The sequence below is a fragment of the Paenibacillus sp. SYP-B3998 genome (assembly GCF_010820665.1).
GTDB lineage: Bacteria > Bacillota > Bacilli > Paenibacillales > NBRC-103111 > Paenibacillus_E.
The window spans coordinates 1,202,722-1,222,629 of sequence record NZ_JAAIKC010000001.1 but is presented as its reverse complement, the minus strand read 5'-3'; the positions used below and the strand labels follow the sequence as shown (position 1 = coordinate 1,222,629).

Annotated in this window: 20 protein-coding genes and 1 pseudogene; 2 read left to right on the top strand and 19 right to left on the bottom strand. The window is 48.4% G+C overall.

Going from position 1 to position 19,908, the window contains the following annotated elements; all coding sequences use genetic code 11:
* Positions 1 to 110: 110 nt before the first annotated feature.
* From GK047_RS05540 to GK047_RS05510, 7 genes and pseudogenes are all read right to left on the bottom strand, one after another.
* A complete protein-coding gene (locus GK047_RS05540) occupies positions 111 to 602 on the bottom strand; it encodes a YhjD family protein (RefSeq protein ID WP_163942295.1) in 492 nt (163 codons plus the stop codon).
* Complete coding sequence (locus GK047_RS05535; RefSeq protein ID WP_163942292.1) at positions 599 to 1,867, bottom strand: DNA polymerase IV; 1,269 nt, start codon at positions 1,865 to 1,867, stop codon at positions 599 to 601. Before GK047_RS05535 ends, GK047_RS05540 begins: the two co-directional genes overlap by 4 nt.
* Positions 1,864 to 2,277, bottom strand: a complete 414-nt coding sequence (locus GK047_RS05530) for a YhjD family protein (RefSeq protein ID WP_163942289.1) — start codon at positions 2,275 to 2,277, stop codon at positions 1,864 to 1,866. The genes GK047_RS05535 and GK047_RS05530 overlap by 4 nt, the downstream gene beginning before the upstream one ends.
* Before the next feature lie 100 nt (positions 2,278 to 2,377).
* A pseudogene (locus tag GK047_RS05525) lies at positions 2,378 to 2,664 on the bottom strand (stage VI sporulation protein F).
* A gap of 133 nt (positions 2,665 to 2,797) precedes the next feature.
* Complete coding sequence (locus GK047_RS05520) at positions 2,798 to 3,064, bottom strand: DUF1294 domain-containing protein (RefSeq protein WP_163942287.1); 267 nt, start codon at positions 3,062 to 3,064, stop codon at positions 2,798 to 2,800.
* 111 nt (positions 3,065 to 3,175) lie between these two features.
* The gene (locus GK047_RS05515) at positions 3,176 to 4,051 is read right to left on the bottom strand and encodes a hypothetical protein (RefSeq protein WP_163942284.1); all 876 of its coding nucleotides are present in this window, start codon (positions 4,049 to 4,051) and stop codon (positions 3,176 to 3,178) included.
* Positions 4,052 to 4,170: 119 nt separating this feature from the next.
* Positions 4,171 to 5,490: an alpha-L-fucosidase gene (locus GK047_RS05510; RefSeq protein WP_163942281.1), complete on the bottom strand. Its 1,320-nt coding sequence runs from the start codon at positions 5,488 to 5,490 to the stop codon at positions 4,171 to 4,173.
* Positions 5,491 to 5,618: 128 nt separating this feature from the next.
* Between GK047_RS05510 and GK047_RS05505 the strand changes: the two genes are divergently transcribed.
* Entirely contained in the window at positions 5,619 to 6,449 is an 831-nt protein-coding gene (locus GK047_RS05505; RefSeq protein WP_163942278.1) for an AraC family transcriptional regulator, read from the top strand.
* A gap of 108 nt (positions 6,450 to 6,557) precedes the next feature.
* Here the strand turns inward: GK047_RS05505 and recG are convergent, their stop codons facing one another.
* The 4 genes from recG to GK047_RS05485 are packed head-to-tail and all read right to left on the bottom strand — an operon-like array spanning position 6,558 to position 11,615.
* Positions 6,558 to 8,606, bottom strand: coding sequence for an ATP-dependent DNA helicase RecG (gene recG, locus GK047_RS05500; protein WP_163942275.1), 2,049 nt, complete (start codon positions 8,604 to 8,606; stop codon positions 6,558 to 6,560).
* A gap of 2 nt (positions 8,607 to 8,608) precedes the next feature.
* Positions 8,609 to 9,466, bottom strand: a complete 858-nt coding sequence (locus GK047_RS05495; RefSeq protein ID WP_163942273.1) for a DegV family protein — start codon at positions 9,464 to 9,466, stop codon at positions 8,609 to 8,611.
* Positions 9,467 to 9,489: 23 nt separating this feature from the next.
* Positions 9,490 to 11,226: a DAK2 domain-containing protein gene (locus GK047_RS05490; protein ID WP_163942270.1), complete on the bottom strand. Its 1,737-nt coding sequence runs from the start codon at positions 11,224 to 11,226 to the stop codon at positions 9,490 to 9,492.
* A gap of 29 nt (positions 11,227 to 11,255) precedes the next feature.
* Positions 11,256 to 11,615 carry an Asp23/Gls24 family envelope stress response protein gene (locus GK047_RS05485; RefSeq protein WP_163942267.1) on the bottom strand — a complete coding sequence of 120 codons (360 nt, stop codon included), beginning with the start codon at positions 11,613 to 11,615 and terminating at the stop codon, positions 11,256 to 11,258.
* A 414-nt stretch (positions 11,616 to 12,029) separates the two neighbouring features.
* Here GK047_RS05485 and rpmB point away from each other — a divergent pair, with 414 nt between their 5' ends.
* A complete protein-coding gene (gene rpmB / locus GK047_RS05480) occupies positions 12,030 to 12,218 on the top strand; it encodes a 50S ribosomal protein L28 (protein WP_163942264.1) in 189 nt (62 codons plus the stop codon).
* Between the two features lie 70 nt (positions 12,219 to 12,288).
* Here the strand turns inward: rpmB and spoVM are convergent, their stop codons facing one another.
* From spoVM to rsmB, 8 genes are all read right to left on the bottom strand, one after another.
* Entirely contained in the window at positions 12,289 to 12,369 is an 81-nt protein-coding gene (spoVM, locus tag GK047_RS05475) for a stage V sporulation protein SpoVM (protein WP_014652194.1), read from the bottom strand.
* Positions 12,370 to 12,538: 169 nt separating this feature from the next.
* Positions 12,539 to 12,781 carry a hypothetical protein gene (locus GK047_RS05470; RefSeq protein ID WP_163942261.1) on the bottom strand — a complete coding sequence of 81 codons (243 nt, stop codon included), beginning with the start codon at positions 12,779 to 12,781 and terminating at the stop codon, positions 12,539 to 12,541.
* Between the two features lie 16 nt (positions 12,782 to 12,797).
* Entirely contained in the window at positions 12,798 to 13,448 is a 651-nt protein-coding gene (gene rpe, locus GK047_RS05465) for a ribulose-phosphate 3-epimerase (protein ID WP_163942258.1), read from the bottom strand.
* 4 nt (positions 13,449 to 13,452) lie between these two features.
* Positions 13,453 to 14,373, bottom strand: a complete 921-nt coding sequence (gene rsgA / locus GK047_RS05460) for a ribosome small subunit-dependent GTPase A (protein WP_163942254.1) — start codon at positions 14,371 to 14,373, stop codon at positions 13,453 to 13,455.
* Positions 14,373 to 16,484: a Stk1 family PASTA domain-containing Ser/Thr kinase gene (pknB, locus tag GK047_RS05455; protein ID WP_163942252.1), complete on the bottom strand. Its 2,112-nt coding sequence runs from the start codon at positions 16,482 to 16,484 to the stop codon at positions 14,373 to 14,375. Before pknB ends, rsgA begins: the two co-directional genes overlap by 1 nt.
* 6 nt (positions 16,485 to 16,490) lie before the next feature.
* Positions 16,491 to 17,246 (bottom strand): Stp1/IreP family PP2C-type Ser/Thr phosphatase, encoded by a 756-nt coding sequence (locus tag GK047_RS05450; protein ID WP_163942249.1) that lies wholly within the window; start codon positions 17,244 to 17,246, stop codon positions 16,491 to 16,493.
* Positions 17,247 to 17,261: 15 nt separating this feature from the next.
* On the bottom strand, positions 17,262 to 18,341 hold the full coding sequence (rlmN, locus tag GK047_RS05445; protein ID WP_163942246.1) for a dual-specificity RNA methyltransferase RlmN: 1,080 nt from the start codon (positions 18,339 to 18,341) through the stop codon (positions 17,262 to 17,264).
* A 95-nt stretch (positions 18,342 to 18,436) separates the two neighbouring features.
* Entirely contained in the window at positions 18,437 to 19,897 is a 1,461-nt protein-coding gene (gene rsmB, locus GK047_RS05440; RefSeq protein ID WP_163942243.1) for a 16S rRNA (cytosine(967)-C(5))-methyltransferase RsmB, read from the bottom strand.
* Between the last annotated feature and the right edge of the window lie 11 nt (positions 19,898 to 19,908).

Sequence of the window (19,908 nt, the reverse complement as noted above, 5' to 3'; positions counted from 1 at the left end):
TTTCATCTGCGAATGCCTTAAGTGTACCGACTAATCGGTACACTTTCAAGTTTATTGAAAAACAGCCTGAGACTATTCCTCTCAGACTGCTCTATGTCTTACTTCTTTTACTAATCTCCCCTACGGGCTGTGTAGACGCTTGCCACCAGATGATCGATATAGCGAGACGTTCTAACACTGATTTCAGCTCGCATATAGTCTTTAGCCATAGCAAATGTATCTTCATAGCCGCGACATATATATCGATAATGGATCACACGGTCATTTTTTTCTTGTTCAAACACCTGGATGCTTTTAACCGACATGCGATTTTTGATTTCGGCTAAATCAGTCAGCATATGCGCGGCAAGCGCATGCGCCACTTTTGCATAGAGAGCTCGCAGCATAGTGGAGGAATTTTCAATTTCATTCGCTTTTTTTTTAATGATGCCATGCATAACAGGCAACAAAACATAATCTTTCATGATCCCGATATCTTCCGGGGTAGGCTTGCTTGGAGGCGTAGGTCGATCATTCCGCTGGTTTTGCAGAGCCTCTCGATGCTGGGGCAGCATCATCCTGCTTGACTCCCACAAGCCATTCCCCTCCAGTTTCTTACTCATTTATAGTGCCCTCCGATTTTGAGCGACCTTGCCTCCGCTTGACCGGCTGTTGTGACCGAAGAAGCCCGCACAATCGCGGCACTGCCGTATCGATCCTTAATCCGGTCTGTTACCTTCTCCAAAGCTCTCGTCTTGATTTGATCTTCAAACAAGGTAAGTTGATATTGATCGTCATTCATCAGCTGACTTAGCATTACACCAGCGCGACGCACCGGCATCTTATCCCAAAACTTGTAAAAGAGCTGCTTCACCGCTTGGAATACCGCATTCGTACTATTCGTAGGATCAGGCATCTTCATTTGACGCGAAAATCCTGTCGGTGCATCAAAAGGGCTGCACATACAGCTTACCGTAACGATAGAAGCCATATAGCCTTTGCGCCGACAATCCCGACACACCTCTTCGGTAAGCTCAAGCAGAATCGTATCCACTTCACTCGTTTCCTTGTAGTCTCTGGGCAAGGTCATCATATGACCAACCGATTTAGGCGGCGTATCGAAGGTGCCAGGTGTAACTGGACTATCATCAAGGCCGTTCGCCGTCCGCCACATGATCTCGGCATGAATGTCGGACTGCTTGCCGAAGCGCGCGCGAAATTTATCCTTGAGCTTGGGCAGCGGCGTGTTGGCAATATCCCCGATTGTAAGTATACCTAGACGAGCGAAATGGGCAGTCATACGAGATCCCACGCCGAACATCTTATTGACAGGCTGCTTCCACAACGTGCCTTCAATTTCCGCAGCAGATAAGGTGAAGATACCACTGTCATTTTTTTTCGCCCATATATCGGTGGCGATCTTGGCCAATATTTTATTGGAGCCGATGCCAATTCGGATGCGTATGCCCGTTTGAATCATCACCTTTCGCTGAATCGCAGCAGCAAGGCTTTCCGCGTCACCGAAGAGGGACAAGCTTGCGGTAACGTCCAAGAATTGCTCATCGATACTGAAAATTTCAACGAGATCCGTGAACTCTTCGTAAATTTTGGTAATGATAAGCGATATATCAATGTAATGCTGCATGCGGGGACGCATCACCACCAGATCGGGGCATTTTTTAAGCGCTTCACCCAGTCGTTCCGCCGTAGATACGCCATAGCTCTTGGCAATCGGACATGCCGCCAAAATAATACCTGAGCGCAGCGCAGGATCGCCTGCCACAGCGACAGGCATATCCTTACACCCAGGATGATCCACCTTTTCCACGCTGGCATAGAAGCTTTGGCAGTCCGCTAGAAAGATCGTCCTTTCGCTTGATGTTCTCACCGCGCTCCTCCTCTCCTCTTCATGAGCGCGGTCATGAGCTCTGCTTTGATCAAACTTCGGAGCATCGTGAAATGATGGATATAACCACGGACTTTATACTCGACATGAATGCCGAGTGCATTCATGTCTGTGTTCAAAACCTTCATGTCTCGCCTCTTCATCTTGCTCTTGATGCTTTGCAATTCCGGGTAAATAGAGGTTTCAACTTCCCTAAGGTAAAAAATAATATGATTGTACACAATCTTATCCTTATTAATCTTGAGTTCCTCAATATCCCTTGCTAACATATCCAACAAAATAGGCAGCAATGTGTATTCCTTGATGATTTGAACATCCTCTTCACTTTCGATTCTTGGATTAACACTCATATTCTCACCACCATTATGCGAACGTATATTCGTATTACTCATTATATACCGAACATACATTCGTTATGCAAGTGTATTTTTTGGAACTTAAAAAAGTCGTCCCACCTAAGATGAACCCCTATGGTTAAAGTCAAAATACGCCTCAACGAAACATCGCCCATAACTTAATAAGATGAAACGTGTTAGCGGGGTCGATTTTCTGCGCGATGACGAAGTCTGTAAGTTGACTTACTTGACGCCAACGAGCTTCTCTCCGAAGATACCCGCTGCAACACCCAACAAGCGGGTGACCTTCCCCCGATTCTGCAAATTCGCTTTCGTAATACCCTGGAGCAGCATCTTCATGCGTTCCTTAATCTCCAGGTTCTTCATCTTAAACTTCACGCGTTCCACCAAGGCTAGATCAATTCCGTACTGTTGATAGCTCATGAACGCACCCCCCATCACCGTCATGCTCCTAGCTTATGAGTCAAAGCCCACAAACTTGACTCGTCATCTGTTTGCCTTGAAGCAAACGCAAAAACGGCTGCCGCTATCGGCAACCGTCTTTCTTCCATCTGTTCTACATATAAATGGCGATCACAATGACACAAATGGCATTAAGCCCAATCAGAAGCGGTATGCCGATGACAAATGAACGGTGTTTGGTCTTGTGACGCCATGTGCGCATACCAAGCCATCCGCCAATCCCTCCGCCCAGCGCAGCGAGCGTAAACAGCCTCTTCTCGGGAACTCGGCGGCCGCCTTTCTTGGCTTGTCCTTTGTCGTGTCCCATTTCTATAAACGTAACGATATTGATCAGCAATAAATAACACAATAAATAAGTCAAATTCCGCACACCTTCGTTTCCAAAAGAATAGTAAGCCTACTATTATCTTAAAATCGAATGAGGGCACGGTCAAATGTTAATTTGCGCTTGAGGATTTCTGGACTTGCCTCGTCACCTCTCCATCCTTTGTATCCCTTGAAACAACGTAGCCATATACAAACAGTCCGCGTTGCAATCAATGTCCGTAACTGGACAACCGAGCCGCACAGAAAGCAGCGTAATCCGATTTTGGATATAACTAATGCGGTACAAACCATGATCAGAGCAAACAAATACATCCGGCCCCTTCGTGACCAAGGAGAAGAGAAACAGATGAGGGAACCTGATTTGCTCAAATCCACCTTTCTTATCCCCTTGAAGCAATGCGCCATCTTCAGTAATACCAAGAATATGCCCTTGGTAAACAGCAAGCCCTGTCACCGCTTGTGCAAAAGAAAAATCCATCCACGCATCCATCAATCGATCATAAACCGCAATGCCGAAATCGAGCGCCAGAATCATATATTCGGGATAAAAAAGAAAATCATAGACCATGGCATGGGAATAAGCCATCTTCTGCCAACCATTGGATGTGCGGCTCCATAAGCCATACGACGTCGCGGCCCACGGTCGTCCGTTCACTTCTTTATACTGATAGCAACCGATGGCAAGCTCGGTATCGCACCACTGCTCACTGACCGAATCAAATTCGAACAAGCCCTTATTTGTACAGGTAAAGAGCACCCCCTCCGAAACGATCAGTCGGTTCACATGAACACCGTCCGGTAACCCGTGGCGAAGCCCCTCCCAGTCACCTTCTTTATGTTTAAAGAACACACCTTTTCCCATAGGAGCGGCTACCAGTGTTTCCTCTTTGAAAATTTTAATGGAAGAAAAATGAAACAGAAAATCATCTGTGTCATCTTTGGGGGAACGTGGCAGCACAAGCTCAGCTCCTTCTAGACCGAAGTCAATATAACTAGTTATCTGTGAAGATATTACCCCCATAATAAGTGATAATGATTATCATTGTCAAATTATTCAATTCAAGCAGCTGCAGCGCGCAGAAGGACCTGAGCAGAAGCCCAGATCCTCGTTCTTTTTGGAGAATTACCTTACAATCGTCTTCAAATTAATTCTAGCTCCACCACCGTAGCTCTCTGATCAGGCAGCGGATAACTAGCGCTCTCAGGCTTAGCAAAGCTAAGGAACGCATCGTCTGGATACTGCGCAGCATTCCAAGGACGGCTTAAAAAGAGCTGGGAACCATCCGCTACTAATCTAGCTTTCCCTACCTTGCCAGCCAATCCGTTCAAATTAATCGGACCTATGCTTTCTTCAAACAAGTGCGCATACAGCAAGTTGCCTTTTTGCGTGTACCTGCCCCACTCTGGTTTGGGCCAATTCGCTTGACCACAGCCGTATATGCTAGCGCTATTTTTCTGCATCCAACTTCCAACCTCAGCCAAAATATCCAGTGACTCCCTCGGGATCTCACCGAGTGCATCAGGCCCCACATTCAAAAGCAGATTCCCATTTTTGCTGACACATTCCACCAGCTTTCGGATAACAGTAGCAGCCGATTTATATTGCATGTCCTTGGCGGTATAACCCCAGTTATTGTTGAGGGTGATACAAGCCTCCCACGGAAGCGAATTGCCTTCGTCGTCAACCACGCCTTCCGGCGGAATGATTTGCTCCGGTGAAGCAAAGTCCCCCGAATAGCTCACCGGCTTTTTCGTATAAATGCTTCCACCTTCCTCCCCGCTGGCATCCAGCCGATTATCAACGATAATATGTGGTTGAAGAGATCGAATCATGGCTATCAGCTCTGTGGCCTGCCAGGTTTCCCCTTTCATGTGATCATACGAAAAATCAAACCACATAATATCCAGCCTGCCATAATTAATCAGCAGTTCCTTCACTTGCCCATGCATATACTGAACATAACGATGGAATGTCTCTGGTTCTCTAGCATAGTTCTCGTTGGCCCGCATCGGATGAATCCTATCGCCGTAAGCGGGATAATCCTCATGGTGCCAATCTAGCAGCGAATAATAGAGTCCTACCTTCAAGCCTTCCGCTCGAAAAGCTTCAATAAATTCGCGAACCAAATCGCGGCCAGCCCTTGTGTTAGTTGATTTATAGTCTGTGAGAGCGCTATCAAATAAACAAAAGCCATCATGATGCTTCGCCGTCAGGACAGCGTATTTCATCCCCGCTTGTTTCGCTGCACGCGCCCACGCTTTAGGATCATAACGAACCGGATCGAATTCATCAAAATACGTCTGATAGTCCTCTACCGACATGCGTTCGACGCTGCGTACCCATTCTCCTCTGGCTGGAATCGCATACAGCCCCCAATGAATAAACATACCGAATCGATCCTGCAAAAACCATTCTGTACGCGCTGTTCGTTCTTGAATAATTGAATGATTGCTTGACATCTCCTACACACCTTTCGCCAATGAAATCTTCACTACTTCACACCTTCAGTCTATCAAGGCTGTGCTATAATAGACAGGTACGAAACTAACCTTAATCAGGATATAATTAACATTCTCAGGTGAACCTAATGATGAACACACAGCAGATTGCCTTCTTATCGGACCTTCTTCAGAACCTTCAGATCCACGTATTGGAAGCCCATCTTACACAGTGCACCGTTTCATGGAAGGAACTGGATTTCACCCCGGAACACAATAAGCTGTATTGGATTCTGGACGGAGAAGGCTGGCTCAAGGTCGAAAATCAAGAGTTCAAGCCCCTGGCAGATCAGCTATGTCTGCTCCCTGCCCATGCGCTGCAATCCTACGCCACAATCAGCGATCGCCCTTTTTTAAAATACTGGTGCCATTTCACAGCCCATATCGGTTCTTTCGATTTATTCCAATGGCTGGACATTCCTTTGTGCATCCCTGTAAGCGATGCCTCGCAAATGACGGCATGGTTCCAAGAGCTGACCGCCCTACATCACCAACCAGCCTTTACTTCCCGGCTGCGAGAAAAAGCCGTTCTGCTGCAAATCCTATCCAGTTACCTGGAAGCCGTTCCTGTAGAGGTGCTGCAAAGACGCGCCAATGAAATGGATCGCCTCAGTCAATTGCGACAGTTCATTGAAGTGAATCTGCACAAGAGCATCAGCGTGGAGCAAATGGCCAAATCCGTACATCTGCATCCTAATTATTTAATCAAATATTTTAAAAAGCATTTTGGTATGCCGCCTGCCAAATATATGCAGCGCAAGCGAATCGACAAGGCCAAATTTCTGCTTACGACCACAGCGCTAAGCATGAAAGAAATTGCCGAGCAGACCGGTTATGAGGATACGAACCATTTTACGAAAAGCTTTCGTAAAGATACCGGGTTCCCACCCACGGAATACAGAGCAAATGTTCGATCCTAGGAAATAAGATAAAGTCAGAAGTCAAAGAAGCATTAGAATTGCAAAAAAAACGCTAGGATGGGCTACTTGTCATCAGCCCATCCTAGCGTTTTTAATTTATTAAACGAATTAGTCTAGCACTTCGCTATCAAACACCTGCGCGCGCTGCAGATAAGCTCTGAGCGGCATAAACGACGCCCCCGTCCAGAAGGATGAGTCGCTAACGAGCTCAGACGCATCATCTCGCGCCTGCTCCATGATCTCGAAATCAACCATCATGTCGGCAATGCGGAATTCCGGCAGCCCGCTCTGCTTCGTGCCGAAGAAGTCACCCGGCCCGCGCAGCTCCAGATCGCGCCGTGCGATCTCGAAGCCGTCGGTCGTGTCCGTCATCGCCTTCATGCGCTCCTTGCCAACCTCGGTTTTCGGGTCGGCGATGAGCACGCAGAAGGATTGATGCTCGCCGCGGCCGACACGTCCACGCAGCTGATGCAGCTGTGACAGACCGAAGCGATCGGCGTCATAAATGACCATCAGCGTAGCGTTCGGAACGTCCACGCCCACCTCAATGACCGTGGTCGATACGAGCGTCTCCACGCCGCCATCCTTGAATGCGCGCATAATCGCTTCCTTCTCCTGCGCGCTCATGCGCCCGTGCAGCAGACCGATCCGCATCTGCGGAAATTGCTGCTGCAGCTGAATGTGGACGTCGATGGCATTCTGCACATCGAGCTTGTCCGACTCTTCGATGAGCGGACAAATGACATACGCTTGTCGACCAGCCGCGACCTCCCGCTGAATGAAACCGAGCACGCGTTCCAGCATCGCGTGCTGGACAGCATACGTCTTGATCGGCTTACGGCCCTTCGGCAGCTCGCGCAGCGTAGAGACGTCCATATCACCAAACGCGGTGATCGCCAGCGTGCGCGGAATGGGCGTCGCCGTCATCGTCAGCACGTCGGGGTTCATCCCCTTGCGCCGCAAAATGCTGCGTTGGTTCACCCCGAAGCGATGCTGCTCATCTGTGACGACCAGCCCAAGCTGGCGAAAATACACATCCTCCTGGATAAGGGCATGCGTGCCGACAAGCACGTCGACCATGCCTGATTGCAAGGAGGCCAGTATGTCCCGTCGCTGACGGCCTGTTGAGCTGCCTGTTAGCAGCGCGACCTGCATCCCATAGGGCTCGAACATATTGTCGAGCGAGCGCTTATGCTGTTCGGCCAAAATTTCCGTAGGCACCATCAATGCACCTTGGTAACCGGCTTTCACCGTTGCAAACAGCCCTATGGCCGCCACTACGGTCTTCCCTGCGCCCACATCGCCCTGCAGTAGTCGGTTCATACAATAAGGCTCCTGCATGTCGTGCAGGAGCTCGCTGACGACCTTTTTTTGCGATTCCGTCAGCTGAAAGGGTAGCGCGCGCACGAAAGCACGCACAGCAGGCAGATCCACCTGCTGCTTCAAGCCATCTGCGCGGCTGCGTGTCACTGCGCGATAAGCCTGGAGTTTGAGTTGGAAGAGAAACAGCTCCTCATACACCATCCTCCGGCGCGCCTGCTTTCCTTCCTCCACACCGTTCGGCGTGTGAATGACAGCCATCGCCTCGCTGCGCGACATGAATCCATACCGGCTGACGAGGTCTGCCGGCAGCACTTCCGTGATGAATGCGCTGTACTGCGTAAGCGCCTGCTGGATCACCTTGCGCATCCACTTCTGCGTCATGGAGCCTGCAACCGAATATACCGGCTGAACCGTGCCGGTTTTGGTAGCCCCTTCGCCCGGAAACTCGGAGTCGGATACGCTCATTTGTCTGCGCTTGCCATCCCACTTGCCGGTCAAAACAATGTCCTGCTGCGGTCGCAAGCGGTCCTTCAAAAAGTGGCGGTTGAACCACACCGCCGTCAACAGAAACTCATCGACGATGACCTTGCATGATAGTCGAGATTTTCCGCTGTAGCGCTGCAGCACCGGCTCTCCGATAATAACCCCTTGTACGGTAACCCGATCGCCATCCTTCACACTAGCCAAATCGCGAACCGTGTAATCCTCGTAACGGAACGGCACATATTCAAGTAAATCCATAACGGTAAAAATGCCCATGGCATTGAGCTCGGTTACCTTTTGAGCTCCAACGCCATGGACTTCGCGTACTGCACATTGATTTAAATCCATCATGCTTACACCGTACTCACGAATGCTGCGATTGTTCCTGGACCGGCATGCGCGCCGATAACAGGCCCTAGCGTAATATAGTCCACATGCTCCACTGTAAAGTTTTGCATGATGACTTCGCGCAGCTGCTCCGCGCCTTCCAGATTATTGGCATGCGCAATATGCAGCGTTTGGATGCTGCGGCCAGCTACCTCTACTCCCAGCAGTTCCAAAATACGTGCGATTGCTTTTTTGTGTCCGCGGACTTTTTCTATCGCTGTAACTTCACCCGCATTATCAAGAGAAAGAATTGGCTTGATGTTCAGCAAAGAGCCGAACAAAGCCGAAGCCTTGCCGATTCTCCCGCCTTTATGCAAAAATTCAAGCGTGTCTACAAGAAAATATATATAAAAATTCGCTCTCATCGTTTGTATAAGCTGCAAAATCTGTTCCGCGCTTTGTCCCGCCTTCGCCGCTTTCGCGGCTGCTACAACGAGCGCTCCGATTCCATACGAAGCAGATCTGGAGTCAACGACATGAACGCTGCCTACGGATTCTTCCAGCATCGTCGAGGCTAATAAGGCGGATTGATACGTCCCGCTTAGTGCCGCGGACAGATGAATCGAAATCACCTCGGTATCAGGTTCTTCAAGCAGCTTCTGATACACATCTAGAAACTCAGCCGGAGACGGCTGCGAGGTTTTAGGGAAGTGAGAAGATGTCTTTAGTTTGTCGTAGAACTGTTCGGACTGCAGCGTTACCGCATCCAAATAATCGTCGCTGCCAAAATGAATTTTAAGCGGCACCATCTCGATGTTAAGCTCTTGTCTGACCGATAGCGGAATGTCTGCCGTACTGTCTGTTACGATTCGAATGCTCTTCAACAGGGCTCACCCCATTCCTATTTTTACTCCACGGAGAACAGATAGGCGTACAACGGCTGCCCACCCGGGTGAAGCTCAACTTCCATATCCGGATATAGGGTCTGAATGAAAGCTTCCAACTCTTCCGTTTCTTCCTCTTTCGCATCTTCGCCTGTGAGGATCGTAACGATCTCGTTGCCTTCCTCGATCATCTCCTCTAGAAGCTTCTTGCAAGCATCGATCAGGTTTGGCTGGGAGCTGACAATACGCCCATCTTGAATGCCAATGAAATGACCTTGCTTGATTTCAATGCCATCCATGTTCGTATCACGCACCGCATAGGTGACCTGACCTGATTTGATACGCTGCAGCGAATTCTTCATCGCTTCGGCATTGGCCTGAGCGTCTACATTCTCTTGGAAGGCTAGAATTGCCGCCAAGCCTTGTGGAATCGATTTGGATGGGATCACAACGAGCACTTTCTCTTCCACGAGCTCTACTGCTTGCTGCGCGGCCAAAATAATATTCGAGTTATTTGGCAGGACAAAAATCGTTTGCGCATCGATACGGTTAACCGCATTGACGATATCCTCCGTACTCGGGTTCATGGTCTGACCGCCAGAAAGAACGACATCCACCCCAACACTGGATAAAATATCTGTAATGCCGTCCCCAAGAGCTACGGCTACGAAACCGTAAGGTTTGCTGAATGCAGCAGGAGCTACCGTCTCAACAAATGCGGACTCCGAAGTCGCATAAGCTTCTGTGTAATCTTCCAATATATGTGAATGCTGATCGCGCATATTTTCAATTTTGATGCGGCTCAAAGCGCCATAACGCATCGCTTGATTCATAACTTCACCTGGATATTCAGCATGAATATGCACTTTCACCAGCTCCTCGTCAGCCACAACAAGCAGAGAATCCCCAAGCTTGCTAAGCTGGTTGCGGAACTTTCCTTCATTAAACGTCTGTCCTTTGACCTTGCCCGGCTGAATCGTTAACATAAATTCTGTACAGTAGCCAAACTCAATATCTTCCGTGGCTAAGTGCGCCTGTGCGGGAAGGTGCGCGTGTGCTTCCTTAGCCAAATTCATGACAGGTACAAAAGAACCCATATCTAGCTTGGTATCCATCATCGCATAATCATCATTTGCGTCGCTGCCATTCAGCGCAGCCACGAAGCCTTCATAGACGCAAACAAGTCCTTGCCCGCCTGCATCAACCACACCTACCTGTTTGAGTACAGGGAGCTGCTCAGGCGTTCGGGCAAGAGCTTCATTCGCTTTATCCAACACCTCTTGCATGAGATCCAGCAAATCTCCGCTTCGTTTATACTGCATAGCATGTTTGGCCGCTTCCTTCGAAACCGTCAAGATCGTGCCCTCTACAGGTTTGACAACAGCTTTATAAGCCGTTTCTACTCCCTGCTGCAGCGCCGAAGCAAACTGCTGAACATTGACAGACTCAAGATCATGCACATGCTTCGCAAAACCTCGAAACAATTGTGACAGAATAACACCCGAGTTGCCTCTTGCGCCCATCAGTAATCCTTTGGACAATGCCTCGGCAGCTTTCCCAATATGAGACGATGGCTTCTTTTTCAGTTCCTCCACACCGGAGGTGATCGTTAAATTCATGTTGGTGCCTGTATCTCCGTCGGGTACGGGGAACACATTCAGTCCATTAACCCTATCTACATTTCTGCGCAGGTTATCCGCTCCCGCCAAGACCATGGCAGTGAAGTCATTTCCATTTATTGAAATAAAGCGCTTACTCAAAGCGATTCTCCTTCCTACTTACCGGGCTTTTACTTGGCTACGCGAACACCCTGAACAAAAATATTCACATCGTTCACATGAAGTCCTACAACATCGTTCAAAATATATTTAACCTTCGTTTGAACGTTGCCAGCAACAACGGATATTTTGGTACCGTAGCTGACAATAATATAAAGATCGATTTCAAGTCGTTCATGATCACGACGAACCTCGACGCCGCGAGTCAAATTATCCCGGCCCAGCAGCTCAGCGATTCCGTCTTTCAGCTGTTTTCTCGTCGCCATACCAACAAGGCCATAACATTCCAAGGCAGCCGATCCCGCCAAAGTTGCGATGACTTCATTAGTAACATAAATTTTTCCATATTCCGTTGTGAGTTCAATTGACATTTTCCGACAACTCCTTAGAGCTTCCCATGGAAAGCTAACTTCGTAAGCATAATCTTAGCGTTTTGCTTTAACAAGACTGACTTTATAAACATTCTCTTCGCGTTTTCCAGATGAACGCTAATTCATAAAATAGCCATAGCTTTGTTTTAACAAAACTTCGTTCGCAAACAATTCTCTATGTAACAAATTATGGACTAATCTTCATTGTACTATAACATACTAAATAAATAAACGGCAAAAGTAGAGGTAATTCGTTGACTAGGCTCCTCTCATCATGCTATTATATCTAAGTGTGTTTTTAGCTGGTTATTTAATGCAAAATATAAAAACCAAGTCTAAATTGAGAAAGCTGTCATGTCAAGCTTAGGCTTGCCACCCAGGCTGCTTTGTATACTGCCGAAGGAGGTGTCAAACATGTCCCGCAAATGCTTTATTACAGGTAAAGGTCCAGGCACTGGAAATCACGTGTCCCACGCTAACAATAAAAACAAGCGTACTTGGGGAGTTAACGTTCAAAAGGTTCGCATCCTCGTTGATGGTAAACCTAAACGCGTTTACGTAAGTACTCGTGCGTTGAAGTCCGGTAAAGTGGCACGCGTTTAATCGCGCAAGATAGACAAAAAGCACCTAACCGGTGCTTTTTTTTGCATTTCTGGGTTTAATAGGTGTTCACCTAGTTTTTGCTAAACGTATTAAGTACCGCCTTCACGAATCCACCCAAAAATTTTGGTAGTTTGATTGTGTAGAACTTCATACCCTACCCCTCCTTCACAGGTTGCATCACTGCTCCCTAGCATCGTTACAACAGTATATGCCCGGACCGCAAAAAAGTGCCTCCTATTTACTTTCTCCCTTAAAATGCTTCCAGAAAGCAAAAAAAGCTACAAGAGCGATTCACTCTTGTAACTATATGTATGCGTCTTCTATGAGGTTATGCCCACCTGCGTGTAAAGCGCAAAACCTAAACTGAAAATAAAATATAAAAGTACTGATAGTACAATAAACCACACACGCAGTCCCGTTTGCTCAAACCGTCTGAAAAAGCGAATGCCCGCATAAAGCGCACCAAGTGAGAACAAAAACTTGGATATGTCGTGGGTGTTTGTGTACAACGTTAACAAAGCTCCGCACAGGATGCAGTAGATCAACAGCGAGACAATTCTCATTGCTCCTCAGCCCCCTCTACCCGCGTATGCGCTCTATCGCCTTACCGCGATCCGGCTGACCAAACACAGCATTGCCAGCTACAAGCACATCAGCGCCAGCCTCAACCACCTGACGAGCGGTCACCTCATTAATGCCGCCATCCACTTCAATATGCAGACCATGGAGTCCCTTGGCGTTCGCCTGCTCACGCAAGGCACGAATTTTGTTCAACATCCCAGGAATGAATGCCTGCCCACCGAACCCTGGATTGACTGTCATAATAAGCACAAGATCCAACTGCTCATCAAGCACATGCTCGATTAAAGAGATAGGGGTAGCTGGATTCAGCACGACGCCAGCTTTAACGCCGCTTTGCTTAATAAGATGCAGCGTTCGGTGAAGATGCGTGCATGCTTCCACATGAACGGAAATCAAATCAGCTCCCGCCTTAACGAAGTCAGGAATGTAGCGATCCGGTTGCTCAATCATCAAATGCACATCAAGCGGCAGCTTGGTGATGGGACGTATGGCATCCACCACAAGTGGTCCAATCGTAATGTTGGGCACAAAATGCCCATCCATCACGTCCACGTGAATCCAGTCAGCTCCACCAAGCTCCGCTTCCTTAATCTCTTCCCCGAGTTTGGCAAAGTTTGCCGATAAAATAGAAGGTGCCACGTATACCATCCGGTTAATACCTCCTCTTCCGATCCTTCATTTCAGCTAAAAATAATAAATAATGATCGTACCGAGAAGCCGCAATTGTCCCTTCAGCTACAGCTTCAATGACTTTACAGTTCGGTTCATGCAAATGCAAGCAACCCCTGAACCTACAGCCTTCAGCCATTGCTGCGAACTCCTTAAAGCAGCTTCCAAGCTCCTCGACTTCGATTTCCATAAAGTCCAGCTGACTAAAGCCAGGTGTATCAGCCACTAATCCACCCTCGTCGAGATGCAGCAGCTCCACATGACGCGTGGTATGCTTGCCTCGACCTAATCGTTGGCTGATCGCGTTCGTTTCCAAATCCAGACCACTAATCATTTTGTTTAGCAAAGAGGACTTACCGACGCCGGATTGCCCAGCGAATACACTGACTGCCCCCTTCAATCGATGCCTAATCGCATCCACGCCTTCCTGAAGTTTGGAGCTTGTGGTAAGAACTTGATAACCAATTTGCTCGTAAAGCTTGCAAATTCGCTCCAACTCTGGAATGGACATCTCATCAGAAGCAGCCTTCTCCGCTAGCAAATCACTCTTCGTAAAGCACACGATTACTTCGATACCCGTATGCTCAATATGGACAAGAAATTTATCCAAGAGCTGCAAATTCAATGCAGGTTCTGTAACCGCAAACACAAGCACAACAAGGTTCACATTCGCAATTGGAGGTCGAATAAGTTCCGAGGTGCGAGGAAGGATTTCAGTGACTGTTCCTTCCCCGTTCTCCGTTTCCACATAGATCACCTGATCTCCTACAAGCGGAGTAATATTTCTATTTTTGAAAACGCCTCTTCCCCGACAGGTAATTGTCTCCGTATCGCGAAGCTCCATCCCTTCAGGCAGCACATAATAATAACCGCTTAATGCCTTAACAATACTTCCTTTTGGCATTAATTGCCGCCTCCAGTTCCTGGTTTCGAGGTATTTCCGCTTGTTGGTTCCTGCCCGTTTCCATTACCGCCAACGGGAATCGCCGCGCCGCTATTTTGCTGCTTAGGAGATGTGCTAGGGGAAGCGGATGGACTAGGAGACGCATTCTTACCACTCTTTTGATCCAAATAATCTTGATAGGTGCGGGTAACCGAATTCACTAAGTTATCGCCTTCTTTAATCAAAATAACGGCCTTCTTATCGGGAGAAACGATAACTTTAACATCCAAATTCTGTGGTTTCGTCACTTTCTCCGGTTTGTACTCGAAGTTCTCGTACTGAGCATCGCTAACGACGATTTTGAACTCGGAATCCTTGCCTTCCTCAGTTGGCTTGACAGGGATGCTGACGTTTAATTGCCCTGCATCTTCCGGTAGACCGTCACTAATAATTAAACTAATCTCCACACCGACCGATACGTCTTGATTTTTTTCAAAGGGGAATTGCTTAATCACTTTGCCCTTCGGTATCTTATAGCTTTTCTCACGCGTAATGCCGTTAACAGGCAACTTCAAGTTCAACTTTGCAATTTGTGCCTTGGCGTCCCCTTCGCTCATGCCAACCAAGTCAGGCATCTTGAACGTTTCTTTGGCTTTGCTGATGGTAAAAACAATTGCCGCCTTCTCCGCCTCGAACTCTACACCAACTAGCGGAGCCTGCTTCTGAATCATATCGGGTGTATCCTCTATCGATCCCGGTGCAATCGTAATTTGATCTTCCTTGATACCTAGCGCCTGAAGCTTTAATTTAACATCCTTCAGCGGCTGTCCAACATAGTTTTCCATTGTGATCTTCCGAACACCCTTGCTGACATATAGCGTCACTTTGGTACCCACGTTCATCCGTACTCCATTAGGGTCTTGGCGAATGACGGTATCCTTCGCAAGCTTACTATCCTGATCAAGCTCGATGATATAGCCAAGTTTAGCCGCAGTAAGTTCAGCCTGCGCTTGTTGTAGAGGCTTGTTCTCTACGTTCGGAACCTCAACGGTTTCAATCGCGAACATCCCTTTTACATAGCCGACCATGTACCACATCGCCCCAAGAATAACAAGCAAAATGACGATCCAAACGAGCGGTTTAACCCAGCCCTTGCTTTTCGGTGGCGTCGGTTCTTCACGCAAGGTTGCCCTTTCGAGCTCTGCATCCTTGAAATCCCCCAGCTGATTCGGGCGAATCGCAGGCATCACTAAAGTACGTTCCTCATCCATCCCATCAGCGTCCCAGAAAGCAACCTTCGCTTCGTTCCTGCGGTCTGAACTCAGGCACGTTTCAAGATCAGCCATCATCAGCTTCGCAGACTGATAGCGCTCCTCAGGCTTTTTGCGCATCGCCTTCAAAATGATATTTTCAACGCTCTGCGGAATAAGTGGATTCACCTTACGCGGTTCTTCCACCTCCTCCTGCAAATGCTTGAGGGCCACGCTAATCGGGCTTTCACCTAGGAAAGGCAAACGAGCTGTTAGCATTTGATACATCACAATCCCAAGCGAATACAGATCTGATTTCTCGCCTGTATTCGTGCCTTTCGCGTGCTCGGGCGAGAAATAATGAACAGACCCCACAACAGAACCCGTTTGGGTAATCGTGGATGATGTTGCTGCTCGAGCAATACCGAAATCCGTTACCTTCACGCGCCCGTTTTTGCCGATCAAAATATTGTGCGGTTTAATGTCCCGATGAATAATTTCATTATGATGAGCGTGATCCAACGCATCTGCAATTTGGCCAGCATAATGAACGGCTTCTTCAACTTGCAAAGGGGCCTTTTCCTTAATTAAATCATTCAAGGTCGTACCCTCAATATATTCCATGACAATGTAATGAACTTCGTCTTCCTGCCCGACGTCATAAATGCTGACGACATTCGGATGAGATAGTGAAGCGGCTGCCTGTGCTTCTCTGCGGAAACGACGTATAAACTCTTCGTCATGCACGTACTGCTGGCGCAGCACCTTCACAGCAACTTTACGATTTAGTAATAAATCTTGGCCCTTGTAGACCAAGGCCATGCCGCCTCCGCCGATCCGTTCCAAAATTTCATAGCGGCCTCCAAGCTTTCTACCGATCAACTCTCATCACCCCTTCTCTTCGCCCTCATCATTTTCGTGAGCAAGTAAAACAACCGTTACGTTATCGAATCCACCCGCATCTAGCGCACTGTTGATTAATTGCGAAGCAGCCTCTTCCAGTTGAGGCTGCTTCTTCACAATGTCCAGAATCTCGTTAGATTCAACAAGGCCGCTGAGACCGTCCGAGCAGATCAGAATTGTCTCATCTGGTAGCCATGCATACTCATACAGATCAACCTCCACACTAGGCTCAGTGCCTAGCGCGCGAGTGATCCAATTGCGACGAGGATGATGATCAGCCTCTTCGAGCGTGATCTGCCCGTTCTTTACCAACTCATAAACAAGAGAGTGGTCTTCCGTTAGTTGAGTGATCGTCTCGCGGCTGATTTTATAAGCCCGACTATCGCCGATGTGTCCTATACTAAGCAGCTCCCGTGACGCAACGATAGCCACAACCGTCGTTCCCATGCCATGATAATTTTCCCTTTGAGAGGCAAACTCATAGATTTTCTCATTCGCCTTCTCAATGGCTAGTTTCAGCGCTTGCTTGCGCTCTTCTGGGGACATGTCCCCATGTATCGTTTGCAGCTGCGTTTCAATAATTTCGATCGCCATTTGGCTGGCGACATCACCTGCTTGATGTCCTCCCATGCCATCGGCAACGATTGCTAGAGAGAGTCCATTAAGTTGCTGGTGAATGGAAGCACGGTCTTCATTCACTAACCGAACCTTGCCGATATCGGTGCGGCTTACCATCTTCATCCCAATTTCACCTCATTACTTGCTCTCCATATGCTTGGCGCGAAGCTGCCCACAAGCAGCAGCAATGTCACTGCCCTGTTCTCGGCGTATGGTGGCATTAATTTTGCCCTTCTCGAGAATACGTTGGAACGTGAAAATATCATCTCGCGGCGTGCGCTTGAAATCCCGTTCTGCCACGAAATTAACAGGAATCAGATTCACGTGGCTGAGCGGCATATCTTTCAGCACTTGAGCCAGTTCCTCCGCATGTTCGGGTTGGTCATTGACCTCACCCATAAGCGCGTATTCAAACGTTATTCGTCTTCCCGTTTTGGCGATATAGTACTTGCAAGCCTCAATCAAGTCCACAAAAGGAAATCTTCGGTTGACCGGCATCAGCTTGGAACGAAGCTTATCATTCGGCGCATGAATCGAAATCGCCAAATTCACTTGCAGATTCTCGTCTGCGAACTTATAAATGTTCGGCACGATACCACTTGTCGATACCGTAATATGACGTTGGCCGATGTTCAGCCCCTTCGGGTGAATCATGACGCGAAGAAAATTCATCGTCGCTTCATAGTTCTCGAAAGGTTCCCCGATGCCCATGATGACAATAGAGGAGATACGCTCATCTGTATCATCAAGCAGCTTCTGCGCTTTCACGACCTGGGCCACAATCTCTCCAGGTCTTAAATCACGCTTGAGTCCGCCGAGCGTGGACGCGCAGAACGTACAACCGACACGGCAACCTACCTGTGTAGTCACGCAAATGCTGTTGCCGTAGTTATGCTTCATGACAACCGTCTCAATCGCATTCTTATCTTCAAGTTCAAACAAAAACTTAACCGTACCATCCTGCGATTGATACTTAGCAATCTCCGTCAAAGTGACGAACTCAAACTGATCCTTGAGTTTGTCACGCAGCGCTTTCGGTAAGTTCGTCATTTCATCAAAACTAAATACACGTTTAATGTAGAGCCAATCGAAGATTTGCCCTGCACGGAAGGAAGACTCGCCGTTCTCTTTGACCCAGCTTTGCCACTCATCCCAATTTAAATCATACACAAATGGTTTCACATTCACATTTACTTTAACTTTCTCAGTCACATTCATCACAACCTGTTGTTATTTCGTCTATTTTTTTGCTTATCTTATTTATTTTATCACAATGAGGGGACGAACACACGTCCCCGTAGATTTAGGACAATCTACGAACGCTTACGCAGCCGCGCGATGAAAAATCCATCCGAGTGGAAATGCTGCGGTAAAATTTGCACCATCCCAGAAGCAGCCATTTGCGGATCTATGCTAGCAAAGGCTTCCTCCGGCAACGCAGTCAGCTCAAACTCGTTATGATCAGCTAGAAAACGCTCGATCATGCCTTCGTTCTCTGCATGCTCAATTGTGCAGGTGCTGTAAACCAGCACGCCACCGGGCTTCAACAACCGGTGCACGTTACCGAGAATAGCAGCTTGCAGCTTGCTGATCTCCTCAATCTCATCCTCTTGCTTCGCCCATTTCAAATCCGGTTTGCGGCGTATGACCCCAAGCCCGGAGCAAGGCGCATCCAACAGAATACGATCAAACGATTCCGCCGCAAAATGCTCGGTCAGCTTAACAGCATCCATTACAAGCGTCTGGATCGACGAGAGCCCCAAACGCTCCGCTTGGTCTGCGATAAGCTTCTGCTTGTGCTCATGTAGATCACAAGCCCATATCGTACCCACATCACCCATTTTCTCGGCGATGTGGGCGGTCTTGCCCCCTGGGGCGGCGCAGCAGTCTAGCACCTTCATGCCTGGACGCGGATCCAGCGCTTCAGCGACGAGCATCGAGCTCTCGTCTTGAATAGAGAAATCCCCCTGTTGGAAGCCGGGGACTAAGGCCATGTTGCCAGCGCCGTGCACAAGAATGCCCGCTTGGGCCAGTTCGGACGCTTCCGCGCTGAAACCGCTCGCTTGCAATTGCTCTAACAGCTGCAAGCGAGTGCCGCGTCTCGTATTCGCGCGGATACTCACGTGCGGCGGCACATTGTTAGCTGCACAAATTTGTTCCGTCAGCTCTGGACCGAGCTGACGAATCCACCTGCGCACAAGCCATTCCGGATGGGAATGACCGAATGCAATGCGCTTCACATCGCCGAATGCATCCGGCAGCGTAAGCTCAGCCTTGCTGCGAATAATAGCCCGCAGCACGCCATTGACCATCCCCGAGATCCCCTGGTGACCCCGACGCTTCGCGATATTGACCGCTTCGCTTACGACCGCATGATCGGGAATGCGATCCAAATAATGCATCTGATAGAAGCTGAGCCGCAGTAAGCATCTTACCCACGGCTCCAGCTTTCCTAGCCCTTTACTTACAAAGCGCTCTAAGAAAAAATCAATTGTATTTTTCCGCCCGATGGTCCCATACACAAGCTCAGTCGCTAAGCCTACGTCAGCACGCTCAAGCGCATGCTTTTGCAGCGTCTGGTTGAGCAGCAAATTACTGTAGGATTGATCCTCTTCAACACGGATCAACACATCAAGCGCAGCATCTCGGGCAGAACGCTTAACAGCGCTGCTCTTCGCAGCGCTTGAAGAAGATTTTGGAACGGATGCATGACGTACCCCTTGCGGCTTGTTAGCTGTTTCATGATGGGGATGTTTTGGTTTTTGCGTAGACAAATCAGATACCT

Bases quoted from the DNA above. Each gene is read 5' to 3' on its own strand.
- GK047_RS05540 (WP_163942295.1), bottom strand. From the start codon at position 602: ATGAGTAAGAAACTGGAGGGGAATGGCTTGTGGGAGTCAAGCAGGATG.
- GK047_RS05530 (WP_163942289.1), bottom strand. From the start codon at position 2,277: ATGAGTAATACGAATATACGTTCGCATAATGGTGGTGAGAATATGAGT.
- GK047_RS05515 (WP_163942284.1), bottom strand. From the start codon at position 4,051: ATGGGGGTAATATCTTCACAGATAACTAGTTATATTGACTTCGGTCTA.
- GK047_RS05510 (WP_163942281.1), bottom strand. From the start codon at position 5,490: ATGTCAAGCAATCATTCAATTATTCAAGAACGAACAGCGCGTACAGAA.
- GK047_RS05505 (WP_163942278.1), top strand. From the start codon at position 5,619: ATGATGAACACACAGCAGATTGCCTTCTTATCGGACCTTCTTCAGAAC.
- recG (WP_163942275.1), bottom strand. From the start codon at position 8,606: ATGATGGATTTAAATCAATGTGCAGTACGCGAAGTCCATGGCGTTGGA.
- GK047_RS05485 (WP_163942267.1), bottom strand. From the start codon at position 11,615: ATGTCAATTGAACTCACAACGGAATATGGAAAAATTTATGTTACTAAT.
- rpmB (WP_163942264.1), top strand. From the start codon at position 12,030: ATGTCCCGCAAATGCTTTATTACAGGTAAAGGTCCAGGCACTGGAAAT.
- spoVM (WP_014652194.1), bottom strand. From the start codon at position 12,369: ATGAAGTTCTACACAATCAAACTACCAAAATTTTTGGGTGGATTCGTG.
- GK047_RS05470 (WP_163942261.1), bottom strand. From the start codon at position 12,781: ATGAGAATTGTCTCGCTGTTGATCTACTGCATCCTGTGCGGAGCTTTG.
- rpe (WP_163942258.1), bottom strand. From the start codon at position 13,448: ATGGTATACGTGGCACCTTCTATTTTATCGGCAAACTTTGCCAAACTC.
- rsgA (WP_163942254.1), bottom strand. From the start codon at position 14,373: ATGCCAAAAGGAAGTATTGTTAAGGCATTAAGCGGTTATTATTATGTG.
- GK047_RS05450 (WP_163942249.1), bottom strand. From the start codon at position 17,246: ATGAAGATGGTAAGCCGCACCGATATCGGCAAGGTTCGGTTAGTGAAT.
- rlmN (WP_163942246.1), bottom strand. From the start codon at position 18,341: ATGAATGTGACTGAGAAAGTTAAAGTAAATGTGAATGTGAAACCATTT.